General features: G+C 64.6%; 10 protein-coding genes, 2 pseudogenes and 1 other annotated feature. Of the genes and pseudogenes, 9 read left to right on the top strand and 3 right to left on the bottom strand.

The features are described from left to right. Nucleotides 1-1,150 precede the first annotated feature (1,150 nt). Both AB4Z09_RS27755 and AB4Z09_RS27760 read left to right on the top strand, forming a co-directional pair. The gene (locus AB4Z09_RS27755) at nucleotides 1,151-1,462 is read left to right on the top strand and encodes a hypothetical protein (protein WP_442241242.1); all 312 of its coding nucleotides are present in this window, start codon (nucleotides 1,151-1,153) and stop codon (nucleotides 1,460-1,462) included. A gap of 123 nt (nucleotides 1,463-1,585) precedes the next feature. Beyond that, a complete protein-coding gene (locus tag AB4Z09_RS27760; RefSeq protein ID WP_442241243.1) occupies nucleotides 1,586-1,939 on the top strand; it encodes a hypothetical protein in 354 nt (117 codons plus the stop codon). 932 nt (nucleotides 1,940-2,871) lie between these two features. Here the strand turns inward: AB4Z09_RS27760 and AB4Z09_RS27765 are convergent. Both AB4Z09_RS27765 and AB4Z09_RS27770 read right to left on the bottom strand, forming a co-directional pair. Continuing rightward, nucleotides 2,872-3,141 carry a WhiB family transcriptional regulator gene (locus AB4Z09_RS27765; protein ID WP_174910699.1) on the bottom strand — a complete coding sequence of 90 codons (270 nt, stop codon included), beginning with the start codon at nucleotides 3,139-3,141 and terminating at the stop codon, nucleotides 2,872-2,874. Nucleotides 3,142-3,402: 261 nt separating this feature from the next. Continuing rightward, on the bottom strand, nucleotides 3,403-4,029 hold the full coding sequence (locus tag AB4Z09_RS27770) for a TetR/AcrR family transcriptional regulator (RefSeq protein WP_174910701.1): 627 nt from the start codon (nucleotides 4,027-4,029) through the stop codon (nucleotides 3,403-3,405). A 62-nt stretch (nucleotides 4,030-4,091) separates the two neighbouring features. Between AB4Z09_RS27770 and AB4Z09_RS27775 the strand changes: the two genes are divergently transcribed. The 3 genes and pseudogenes from AB4Z09_RS27775 to AB4Z09_RS27785 all read left to right on the top strand — a co-directional run bounded on the left by AB4Z09_RS27775 (nucleotide 4,092) and on the right by AB4Z09_RS27785 (nucleotide 8,210). Beyond that, the gene (locus AB4Z09_RS27775; protein WP_442241244.1) at nucleotides 4,092-5,543 is read left to right on the top strand and encodes a DHA2 family efflux MFS transporter permease subunit; all 1,452 of its coding nucleotides are present in this window, start codon (nucleotides 4,092-4,094) and stop codon (nucleotides 5,541-5,543) included. An 18-nt stretch (nucleotides 5,544-5,561) separates the two neighbouring features. Further along, nucleotides 5,562-6,950: pseudogene (locus AB4Z09_RS27780) on the top strand (IS1380 family transposase); the annotation flags it as partial. A gap of 468 nt (nucleotides 6,951-7,418) precedes the next feature. Further along, nucleotides 7,419-8,210: an NlpC/P60 family protein gene (locus tag AB4Z09_RS27785; protein WP_442241245.1), complete on the top strand. Its 792-nt coding sequence runs from the start codon at nucleotides 7,419-7,421 to the stop codon at nucleotides 8,208-8,210. Nucleotides 8,211-9,000: 790 nt separating this feature from the next. Here the strand turns inward: AB4Z09_RS27785 and tnpA are convergent. After that, a pseudogene (gene tnpA, locus AB4Z09_RS27790) lies at nucleotides 9,001-9,270 on the bottom strand (IS200/IS605 family transposase); the annotation flags it as partial. Between the two features lie 52 nt (nucleotides 9,271-9,322). On the opposite strand from tnpA, the gene AB4Z09_RS27795 reads away from it, so the two are divergent. The 4 genes from AB4Z09_RS27795 to AB4Z09_RS27810 form a co-directional block, all read left to right on the top strand. Next, nucleotides 9,323-9,643: a transposase gene (locus AB4Z09_RS27795; RefSeq protein WP_174910710.1), complete on the top strand. Its 321-nt coding sequence runs from the start codon at nucleotides 9,323-9,325 to the stop codon at nucleotides 9,641-9,643. Next, nucleotides 9,604-9,732 (top strand) — a sequence feature (AL1L pseudoknot). (Overlaps the previous gene by 40 nt.) Then, nucleotides 9,640-10,050 (top strand): IS3 family transposase, encoded by a 411-nt coding sequence (locus AB4Z09_RS27800; protein WP_174910713.1) that lies wholly within the window; start codon nucleotides 9,640-9,642, stop codon nucleotides 10,048-10,050. Its footprint overlaps the feature before it by 93 nt. Before AB4Z09_RS27795 ends, AB4Z09_RS27800 begins: the two co-directional genes overlap by 4 nt. A 54-nt stretch (nucleotides 10,051-10,104) precedes the next feature. After that, a complete protein-coding gene (locus AB4Z09_RS27805) occupies nucleotides 10,105-10,389 on the top strand; it encodes a DDE-type integrase/transposase/recombinase (protein WP_442241246.1) in 285 nt (94 codons plus the stop codon). After that, a partial coding sequence (locus tag AB4Z09_RS27810; protein ID WP_442241247.1) for an IS30 family transposase occupies nucleotides 10,335-11,696 on the top strand: 1,362 nt, incomplete at its 3' end. The genes AB4Z09_RS27805 and AB4Z09_RS27810, both read left to right, overlap by 55 nt.

Below are 11,696 nucleotides of genomic sequence, written 5' to 3' on the forward strand. Positions count from 1 at the left end.
CGCATCCACGCATCCACCTCAAACTCGCCGCCCACGCACCCCACGTCGACCTGCTCGTCGCCGCGATCACACGCGTGACGACACCAAAAACAGTGACCTGACCAGCGGAAATCTTCCCCGCCGGGACGAAAGGAGCACCATCATTCGGGGCCGTGGAMCCCGACGCAACCCGACCGCGTCGGCCRCCCCGCCACGTCCGGAAACCGGAACCATCACCGGGACAAGAAATCCGAACTCGATCAGGCCGGCACGCCGCGCTCACGAAAGATCGAGGCTAACCACCGATCTTCACGGATATGGAGCAAGGACATGGCCACCATCTACATCGATGCCACACGATTCTCCACAGTCGTCGTCTGCACCTGCGGCTGGCGGGGTATCACCGGAAACCTCGTGACCGCATGGGGCGCCGGCGCAGCCCACTTGAGAATCTGCCACGAAGACCTCCCCTCTGCACGCCGCGCCTTGCAGGCCGCACGCGACGCCCGATACCGACGACAAGCGAAAGCCTCTGGACAGCAAAAAGACTCTGCCGGCAACGGACCTTCCCCCCGCGTAGACCGCACCACCCGGCCACCGCGGCGCCCCGACATGGCCACCACCGAGACCGAGTCGACCAGACCCGCACCGGACTCTCTCGGCTCGACCCGAGGAAGCGCGGATCTCCCGGACCGCTCGAATATTCGGGAAACGAGTGCACCCTCAATAAATTAGATATTGCGCACCAACGGCCTCCCCCCAATAACAGAAAGGTCCCCCGAGGCCCCTTTCATCAGCTCTCGTTTCAGCCGATGACATCGCGCAAAATTAAGCATCTGGGCCGAACGGCTCTATTTGACGTGCCTACGAATCAAAGATTCGAGGCCCGGATCCTTCACTGCGATGAGGCGTTCATCAGCAACCCCTCACTGCCACCAAGAAGAGGGACAGAAAAATGAGAAGAACACTCGATGTCTCGCACTCGCCGTCAGCGCATTCCACGCGTAATGGCGCGCTCCGACATGTCCGCACAGGGCCCCGTAGACGGCCGGGGAGTCACCCCCGCCGCAAACTGAATATGGCTTCCCAGGCCGTTCGTCCTCCCGATGGAGCAAGCCCCTTTGTCCACCAGCTCCCCCAAGTCGCCGGAATCACCAACAGAAGGAGAATCATGAAGCGCATTTTGATCGTCCTCGCGTCGATCGCGGCACTCATCCTGCCGACGCTCGCATTCGCTCCGGCGGCTTCGGCTGCAACCGGCGTCGTCTCGAACGGCATCGCTTGGACGCCACACGCATCGCAGCCACCGAACGCAGCACCGGACAAGCCGAACGGCGACTACTGCACCCTCGCAGTCGTGGGCACCGACAACTCCGGCAACAAGGTCGCGATCTCGGCAGCGCACTGCGCGAGCATCCTGCCGGACACCGTCAACAACCTTCCGGGGAGTTGGGTCCCTGACGGGTCGCCGGTCTATCGGTAGACCCCGAACAACGGCCCCCGTCAGCAGATCGGGCACATCTCGTATCGCAGCTGGAATGGCACCGGATACCCCGTTCAGCCCGAAGATCGGAACGTCCCCACGGCGTTCGGCACCGACTACCTGGTGATCAAGTTGAACGACGACGCGATCCTGCAGTCGAACGGTCCGGGTGTCCGCATCGACGGTGTCGGGGTCGCGAATCCGCCGAACTTCAGCGTCCTGTGCAAGGACGGCCAGTCGACCGGCATCACCTGCGGGGCCATCTGGGGTCAGAACGCGACCCGAATGAGCAACCTGGCGGTCGGATGGAACGGGGACAGCGGCGGTCCTGCATGGATCGACACGAATCCCGGCAAGATCGTCGGCTACAACCGTGGCGCGGGCGAGTACGTGAAGTTCTCGGCGGTGCTGAACGAGATCAACTCTCCCGGCAGCCCCTACCCCGTGGGCAAGGGCTTCGTGCCGACCAACAACTGACAACACGACAGCGGGCCAGGCGCTCAAATCAGTGCTTGGCCCGTTGTCGGGTCGGCTCATCCAAATGTCCGGTACCACCATGCGATCGCCGCCGTGACGGCGACACCGAGCGGTCCCCAGTATCCGGGATCCAGCATCTCGATCATCTCCTCTCAGGGGCCGTGTCCGCCGAGGTCGCACGGGGGTCACAGCCCAGATCGTGCGCCGCCACTCTGCAGCGGGAGTCACCCACATCCGGCTACTAGGGATCATGTGCAAACCCCGGGGATGCTCGACCGGCCCGACCCTGTCAGGTCAGGCTAGACCTCAGGGGTGGCCGAGCGGAAGGTTTTGAATGGACATCCACTCCACCTACCAGTGGAAACAGCTATCAACGCGGCTCCGGCTCGATCTGCACAATCGACCGGAACCCCGACCCCGACCCTCGACAGCGACGCTACCGGTCCGAGGATTCGGTGCTGGTCACGTAGGGGCACGATGTCGGACATGGCGGTGGCGCCGTCGGCGATGGCCACTGCCAGATTGCCGATGACCCGGCCACGGGCGTGGACTACATCGGGGCGGTGCAGTGCGTCGGATTACTCGCTTGTCAGGCCCGTGCGATCGGCGAGTAGTCGGGTGATCACGCTCCCGGTGTGTGGCTCGGCTTACCGGAGCGTGAACCCACGGCGCCGTTCATCGCGGAGAAGGGGCAGCCATCGGTCGATCTGGCATCTGGTGCAGAACTTCGTATTTGGCGAGCGTTGCGCTGAGAATCTCCTGGTTCTCGGCGCGTTTGCGTTGGGCGAGTTCAGTGTCGAGTTGTGTGATCCGCTCCCGCAGGGTTGCGGGTGCGGTGGGGTTGTCCGGCTCTGGTGCCGGCCAGACACTGTACGAACGGCTCCGACAGAAAACACGAGACCCGTTGTCATAGGCCTCCTTCAGTTGCACAGCTAGGCTGCGGATCCGCTGCGCCTGGCCTTCCGTAGGCTCTGGCGCTCCGCGGGGCTCATTCCGCCCCAGATGCCATACCTCTCGTTGCACTGCAGGGCGTGTTCGAGGCAGCTGGTGAGGACGGGGCACTGCTGGCAGAGCATCTTCGCCTTCTTGTTGCTGGCGCCGTCGCCTTGTCGGGGGAAGAACAATTCGGGGTGCCTCCTGCACAGGCCACGCGATTGCCACGACGTGGGGGGCTGCTCGTTCGTCTCATCTGCTGAGCTCATTGCTGCATGGTGCACAGTAGCCAGGACAGTTCGGGCAGTCGCGATCTACTTAGCCTGAATCCACCGATCCTTTGGGATAGGTAAAAGGTCTTCGCTCGGAACATGTTGCCGTTCAGATGATTTGAGTGCGTCTGAGCCTGTCTGCCGCTTCACCTGGCAGGTGATGGTCGTTCGTGGCTGGTCGGGGCGCTACGGAAGCATAGAATGGCAGGCCGCAGGCCGGGGATGTGCGACTCCCTAGCGACTGGTGCCGGGCTTGGGCTAGGCGACGGTTCCGGCGAGGATCGCTTCGATGCCTGCGCGAAACCGTTGGTCGCGGTTGTCGCCGAGGATGGTGATGGCGTCGGAGACGCCGTCCGGTTCGACTAGTTCGTGGCCGGGAGGCATCTGAATGAGACTGTCCCATTCGCCGTTGGCGACCAGACCGAGGTAGGCCTGCTCCTCGATGACGAATCCGACGGTGAAGTTGCGCAGCACGTATGCGAGGTTCCCGGCGTCGAAGGACGGAAGGGCGATCGCGTGCAGGAGTGTGCGCAGTGTTGCACCGAGAGCCGCCGTCGCGGCGAACGGCGAGTAGGAGCCGGCGACGATGCGGCCGCCGTCTCGAAACTGCAGCATCGCGGCCCGCATGCGCATGCAGCAGGCGATGACCTGTTCGGCAGTCGGCCGGTCGGTGTCGATGTCGGACAGATCGATGGTGGCGTAGACGGCGTCGGCCATCGCGCGGCGCAGGTCGCGTTGGTCGCGGAAATGCTTGTAGATGGCGCCCGGGGAGACGCCGGCGGCGACTGCCAGACGCCGCATCGTCAGGGCGTCGAGGCCGTGCTCGGTCACGTAGCCATGGGCGATCGCCACGAGTCGGTCCCGGGTCAGTCCGCGTGCAGCCATGGCTGTCGAGCCTACGACGGAGGGGTTGACCACCGCCTCGGGCACGCTCTACCGTCACCCAAGTGAACATTGTTTACCAGTCGTCCTCGGTGGCGAAGCCCCGTGTCCCATTGGCCGTGGTGCTCGTCCTGGCGTGTGGCGCGCAGCTGATGGTGATCCTGGACGGGCTGGTGGTGAACGTGGCTCTGCCCCAGATACGCATCGATCTGGGCATGTCGCCATCGGCGCTGCAGTGGGTCGTCAATGGGTATCTGGTCACCTTCGGCGGCTTGTTGCTGCTGGCCGCCCGTGCCGCCGATTTCATCGGTCACCGGCGAGTCTTCCTCGCGGGAATCGCGGTGTTCACCCTCGCCAGCCTCGCGGGCGGTCTCGCTCACGACCCGACTGTGCTGATCGCGGCGCGTCTGGCGCAGGGTGTCGGTGCGGCGGCGTTGGCGCCGATCAGCCTGAGCCTGCTCACCGCGACCCACACCGGCGACCGCCGTGCTCGCGCGTTGGCGATCTGGAGCGCCACCTCCAGCTCGGCCGGTGCGCTCGGCTTGGTGCTCGGCGGTGTGATCACCGGTGCCCTGGGTTGGCGCTGGGTACTGCTCATCAACGTCCCCATCGGCGTGTTGTTGTGGTTCTTGGCGACGGCGACCCTCGCGCCGGCGCAGGTGCGTGCGAGGTGGGCGCTCGACGAGCCCGGCGCGGTGACGGTCACCCTCGGTGTCGGGGTGCTGACCTATGGCATCTCCCAAGCCGGGGTGCACGGCTGGGCGTCGGCCTACGTCGTAGTGCCCCTTGGTGCCGCGGTCGCTCTTCTCGGACTGTTCGTTCTCGTCGAGCGGCGCAGCTCGAATCCACTTGTGCCCTTGTCGATCCTGCGCCGGCGCAACATCGTGGTCGCGAACACCGTCATCGCCGGGCTCGGCGCAATCATGACCGCCACGATGTACTTCTTGTCGCTCTACCTGCAGCAAGTCCTCGGACAAAGTCCACTGCGGACCGGTCTCGCGCTGGTACCGATGAGCATCGTGCTCACGCTCGGTGCGCTCGCCTCGAGGTCGCTGCTTGCCGCATTCGGGGTACGCCGTCTCATCGCCGGGAGAGGCCTTCTGATGGCGGCCGGGCTCGTCTGGCTCGCCACCATCACCGCGCACAGCGGATATGTTCTGCACATTCTCGGACCCACGCTCGTGTGGGCTGCTGGGGCGAGCATCGTCATCATGCCCTGCGTCGCCCTGGCCACCACTGGCATCGACGCCGAGCACGCGGGCCTCGCCTCGGGACTGGTCAACACCGCGCGGGGAACAGGCGGTGCGGTCGGACTCGCGATCTTGGCGACCACCGCCGCCACGGTGACCGCGCACTCGAACGCAGCGGACTCGTTGGAGCGCCTCGTCCAGGGATACAGCGCCGCCATCGTTGCCGCAGCGATCATCGCCACGCTTGTGTCAGTCCTCGCGGTCGCCGCTCGAGCGGCAGAGGCCAACAGCACCGAAGCAGACAAGGCCACGCGAGGAGATCGATAGCGCCGCGCACCGTCTGTGATGACTCACCTCTCGCCATCACGCCCGGTCACCGCGATCCGGTTCGATGATCCGAATCTGCTTGCTTACGCGGGCCTCGAACCGCTCGTGCGACTTGCACGCGTGACCGGCCTGGGAGCATTGGCCGATGAACATCTGAGTGTGCCGACTGACAAGGGAGCCAACGCCGGGTTGAAAGTCACCTCGATGGTGGCAGGGATGATCGCCGGTGCCGACAGCATCGACGATATGGCGCTTCTACGGCACGGCGCGATGAACAAAATTCTTGAGCGACCCTATGCGCCTTCCACGCTCGGCTCGTTCCTGCGAGCATTCAGATTCGGGCATGTCCGGCAACTCGACGCTGTCGCATCACGGCTACTGGCAAACCTCGCGGCCCGAACACCACTGGTTGCCGGGATCAACACCGACCGGGTTCTCGTCGACGTCGACGACACGATCATCGAGGTCCACGGGTATAAGAAGGAGGGCTCCGGCTACGGATACTCCGGTGTCCGCGGCTTGAACGCACTGTTCGCGACGATCACCACCGAACAGGCCGCACCCGTGATCGCCTCACAGCGCCTACGTAAGGGCTCTTGCGGATCACCGCGTGGAGCCACCCGCATCGTGGCTGACACTCTCGCTACGGTTCGTCGTCTACGCCGCCCGGATGCGCCGAGCCACATACTGCTGCGCGCCGATTCAGCGTTCTACGGGCACGCGACAATCGGGGCCGCAATCAAGGGCGGCGCGGACGTATCAGTCACCGTTCGCCTCGATCCCAAGGTCCGTGCCGCCATCGCGCAGATCGAAGCTGACGCATGGGTTCCGATCGAGTACACCGACGCCGTCTACGACGAGCCGACCGGCCAGTGGATCTCCCAGGCCGAGGTCGCCGAAGTTCCGTTCACCGCATTCACCTCGAGGAAGGCGAGCGAGCAGGTTTGCGGGCGCCTGGTCGTTCGACGGATCCCCGATCTGCGCACGAAAGCCAACGATGGACAAGAGTCGTTGTTCGACACCTGGCGATTCCACGCCTTCTTCACCACCACCGACCGCGCAGAACTCGACACAGTCATGGCGGACAAGACCCACCGGCATCACGCGATCATCGAGCAGGTTCACTCCGACTTGAAGAACGGACCCCTGGCGCACATGCCCTCAGGGAAATTCACTGCCAACAGCGCATGGCTGACGCTGGCCGCCATGGCATTCAACCTCACCCGAGCAGCCGCAACCATCGCCGGCGGCACGCTCGCCAAGGCCGCCACGGCGACGATCCGCCGCACACTGATTACCGTCCCAGCCCGGATCGCCTCCTCCGCACGACAACGGACCCTGCACCTACCTCGATCCTGGCCCTGGGCAACCGCATGGACCACGCTGTTCACCAGCGTCTGCGGGCCCCACCCAATCAGACAGCCACCTGACCACAGCCGCACACGGCACGACCTAAGGAAACCAGTGGAACAACCGACATCGGTGGTCGGGAGCGCACTCATGTCCACAATCGCGGACGATGATTCAATTGYGAAACCGACTACTAATCAACCTGATCGGTGGATTCGGGCTTAGCGCTGGCCGTTGGGGCGTCGGCCACGCTGTGAGCCTCCGGGATGAGTTCGGGTCAGGTCGGTGGCATCGAGTGCGGTGCGGTCACGGATCTGATCGGCGGGTCGTACGGAGCTCCGTCGACGATTTGCGTCGTGTTCGTAGTGTCCTGGGTTCGATCTACATTTCCGTTGAATCGATCAGAAGCGTCGGAACGTCAACCGGCGCAACGTCACTCAGCGAGGAGCTCTCATGTCTTTCGATCCAGTTTCTCTTCTGGTCGCCGGTGCGGCCGCTGCCGGAGCAGCGATCCAGGGTGCCGCGGTGCCGCCCGTCGTCGAAGAAACCAGTGCGCAAATCGTCGAAGCGGTACAGAGTGCGGCACCGCAAATGCAGGAGGCGCTCGCGCCGTACCTTCAGGATGTGCCGCCGCCGGTCATCGATCACTGGAATGAGGCGGTCGGTGCGCTCGTCCCCGGCCTCGAGGTGCCTGGTCGTGTCACCGATCCGCAGCTACCGCCGTCGGACCCGTCTCCTGTCGAGTCCGACGCGCCATCACCTCACGGTGCGCCCGATCTGCAGGCAGCTGCATCTCCCGTCACGGTAGCCACCCCGCCGGCGGCCTCGATCCCTTCGCTCTCCGGGCTAGGAACGGTGTTCAGCGGTTCGCTGGCACTGCCAGATCTGGTATTCGACCCGACCCTTCCCCGCGACGTCGAGGCAGCGCGCCGCATCATCGAAGCCGCGTTGACCGCGATCGGCTTGCCCTACCAGTGGGGTGGAGGCGCACTCGATGGTCCGACCATGGGCGACGGAACCGGGGGTCCGACAGCTGGTTTCGACTGCTCTGGACTGACGCGTTTCGCGGTCTACCAGGCGACTGGAGGCCGAATCCTGCTCCCGCGCACATCGCAAGTGCAGTTCACTTCCGGTAGGCAGGTGCCGTGGGGCGAGGCGCAGCCGGGCGATCTACGGTTCGGGAACTGGCAGGCCGATGGCGCCAACCACGTCGCGATCTACCTCGGAGAGGGGCGCATGATCGAGGCTCCGCAGACCGGGCAGCTGGTGCAGATCAGCGCTGTGCGTTCGGACATGCTTCCAGTCCGCGTTGTCTGACGGTCTCACAGCTACTGCGCGCATCATGCGAGGGTCGGATCTGATTCCGCATCGGGTTTTCGGCACTCTCGCGTACAGGCTCGCGTCGACGGGGCGACGATAGGGTCGTCCGGAGAGGGGGAAAGATGGCTCGGCGATTCAGGGATGTCGATGCGCTGAGGCTGGTGCTCGACGTCGGAGGCACACCGGTCGGCGCGGTGTGGATCAACGAGCGCGTAGTAAGTCCGCATCTGGCGTTCATCGACCGTGACGTTCTCAGTGCCCGGCAAGCGGCTTTGCAATGTCGCGTCGTGCCAACCTCGGCGTACTACGGTCAAACGTTGCTCGACGAGTTCGCTGATCAGGACGCGATGTCGCTCCGGTCGGCTCTCGACGAGCTCGGCGGTCGCCGGATCTCCTACCAAGGTGGCCGACAGCCGCTGGCCGGTCGGGAGGTGGAGCGTCGACGGTGTCCCACGCCGGACAAGGTGAAGTACCGCGATAGTGCAGCAGCAGCACTCGCACTTTCACGGGCTGGCCGCAATGGGCATCGTGAGTTGAAGTCGCCGCGGCGTTCGTATCGGTGTCCATGCGGGCGTTGGCACCTGACGAGCAAGAAGTAGGCCGCGATCTGCCGAGGAAGAGTGGGGGGAGGCGGAACAGAGGGGGATCTCCGCTGGGGGAATATCGCTAACGCTCCGCCTCCCCGGCACCGTCGCCGGACGGGGCGGTCCAGTGACGGCTGCCATCGAATCTACCTGGCATTTGTGAGAGTGCTCCACCGTTCAGGGTGGAGGTGAATCGCCGTTGTTCAGGTGGGCCGTCGTTGGGACTGGACGTACTCGGCGATCGTTGAAAGTGGTGCGCCGCCTGCGGTTCCGCAGTAGTAGGAGCGTGACCAGAGGTGTCCTCCCCACAGATAGTGGTCGAGGTGATCTGCGTGGTCGCGTCGCAGATGCCTCGAGGAGACGCCTTTGAGGGAGTTGATCAGGCGGGACAGTTGGACTGTGGCGGGGAAGCTGATGAGGAGGTGGATGTGGTCTTCTTCTCCGTTGAACTCGCGCAGTTCGCAACCGAACTTGTGAATCGCCCCGGTGAGTCCGGAGACTTCATCTCTTGTGAAGGATGGAGTCATGTCAGGTTCGAGGAAGTACCCGGCCGAGCTGCGTGAGCGGGCGGTGCGGATGGTCGCCGAGGTGCGTGGCGAGTATTCGTCGGAGTGGGCGGCGATCGAGTCGGTTGCCGACAAGTTGGGCATCGGSTCGGCACAGACCCTGTTGAACTGGGTTCGTCGCGATCAGGTCGACGCGGGGAAGCGTCCCGGGGTGACCAGCGAGATGGCCGAGGAACTCCGGAAGCTCCGAGCTGAGAATCGAGAACTCAAGCGCGCCAACGATATTCTGAAGTCTGCATCGACTTTCTTCGCGGCGGAGCTCGACCGCCGCAATCGGTGATCGTTGACTACATCGACGAACATAAGCAGGAGTACGGCATCGAGCCGATCTGCCGCGTGCTGACCGCACATGGCTGCAAGATCGCGCCGTCCACCTACTACGACTTCTGTGCCCGCCGGCGGCTGCCGTGCAGGCGTCAGATCCGTGACGAGGAGCTCAAAGTCGAGATTACCCGTGTTCACCGGGAGAACTACTCGGTTTACGGCGCCCAGAAAGTGTGGCTGCAATGCCACCGGGAGGGCATCGCGGTGGCCCGCTGCGCGGTCGAACGCCTGATGGGCGACCTCGGCCTCGAGGGAGCCCGCCGCGGCAAGACCAAACGCACCACGATCGCCGATCCCCAGGCGGGGCGTCCCGACGATCTGGTGCAACGCCAGTTCTGCCCCGAAGCACCAAATGTGTTGTAGGTAGCGGACTTCACGTACGTGTCGACKTGGTCCGGSTGGGTGTATGTGGCGTTCGTGATCGATGCSTACGCCCGCCGRATCGTCGGGTGGCGCACCGCGACCACCATGACCTCGCAGCTGGTGCTCGACGCGATCGAACACGCGATCTGGACCCGGCATCGCGAGGGCATCGACGACCTGTCCGGACTGATTCATCACCACGATCGCGGGTCGCAAGGCGGATTCAACCGGTCGTCGCAACACCTCGATCATGGAGGTGTGCGATGGGACGTGGTGGGAAGCGGATGTCGGAAGCGCCTTCGGGTGCGCGGCGGCAGTGGGCGGCGGATCGGGCGCTGAGGCCGCCGATGCGTTCACCRGGCCGGCCAGAGCCATCGCGTGCGGTGCAGCGGGACTTCTGGCGGCGGATCGCTTCGGGCGTGACGACGTTGCAGGCGGCGGAAGCTGTTGGCGTGTCGTGGCCGGTCGGGTCCCGCTGGTTCCGTCACGCTGGCGGAATGCCGCCGATCAGCCTGGCCGAGCCCACGGGCCGCTACCTGTCATTCGCTGAGCGTGAGGAGATCGCGCTACTGCGAGCGCAGGATGTCGGTGTCCGTGAGATCGCCCGCAGGATCGGACGGGACCCGGGGACGATTTCACGTGAGCTTCGGCGCAATGCAGCGACCCGGAGCGGAAAGCAGGTCTACCGGGCCCTGGTGGCGCAGTGGAAGGCGCAGCAGGCGGCGAATCGTCCGAAGACCGCAAAGCTGGTGGGCAACGACGTGTTGCGTGAGTACGTGCAGGAGCGCCTTGCCGGCAGCGTTCGGTGCCCCGATGGCAGCGTGGCCACGGGCCCGGCGACACCAACGTGGAAGGGGTTGAACAAGCCGCATCGGCAGGACCGGAAGTGGGCGATGGCGTGGAGCCCGGAACAGATATCGCAGCGGCTGAAGGTGGATTTCCCTGATGATGAGTCCATGCGCATCAGCCATGAGGCGATCTACCAGTCGCTGTTCATCGAGGGCCGTGGCGCGCTCAAACGCGAACTGGTGACGTGCCTGCGTACCGGMCGCGCGCTGCGGGAGCCTCGGGCACGGTCGCAGAACAAGCCACAAGGGCATGTCAACGCGAATGTCGTTCTCTCACAACATCCAGCTGAAGCCGCCGATCGCGCGGTCCCCGGCCACTGGGAGGGCGATCTGATCATCGGCACCGGCCGATCCGCGATAGGCACGCTCGTCGAGCGCAGCAGCCGATCCGTCCTCCTCGTGCATCTTCCTCGGCTGGAAGGCTGGGGCGAGAAACCACCCGTGAAGAACGGTACGTCGCTAGGCGGTWACGGCGCTGTCGCGATGAACGCCGCTCTGGCGACCTCGATGACGAGGCTCCCCGGACAGCTCCGCAAGACCCTGACCTGGGACCGCGGGAAAGAGCTCTCCGGACATGCCCAGTTCACACTCGATACCGGCACGAGAGTGTTCTTCGCCGATCCACACTCCCCGTGGCRGCGACCCACGAACGAGAATATGAACGGGCTGCTGCGCCAGTACTTCCCGAAGGGAACCGATCTGTCGCGCTGGTCTGCGGAGGACCTCGAAGCTGTTGCATTCGCTGTCAACAACCGACCCCGCAAGATCCTCGGCTGGAAGACCCCCGCCGAAGTCTTC

Source organism: Rhodococcus sp. TAF43, assembly GCF_052113525.1.
Classification (GTDB): Bacteria; Actinomycetota; Actinomycetes; order Mycobacteriales; family Mycobacteriaceae; genus Prescottella.

Excerpts from the sequence above, each read along its gene's own strand:
- AB4Z09_RS27755 (WP_442241242.1), top strand. The coding sequence starts at position 1,151 with ATGAAGCGCATTTTGATCGTCCTCGCGTCGATCGCGGCACTCATCCTG.
- AB4Z09_RS27765 (WP_174910699.1), bottom strand. The coding sequence starts at position 3,141 with ATGAGCTCAGCAGATGAGACGAACGAGCAGCCCCCCACGTCGTGGCAA.
- AB4Z09_RS27770 (WP_174910701.1), bottom strand. The coding sequence starts at position 4,029 with ATGGCTGCACGCGGACTGACCCGGGACCGACTCGTGGCGATCGCCCAT.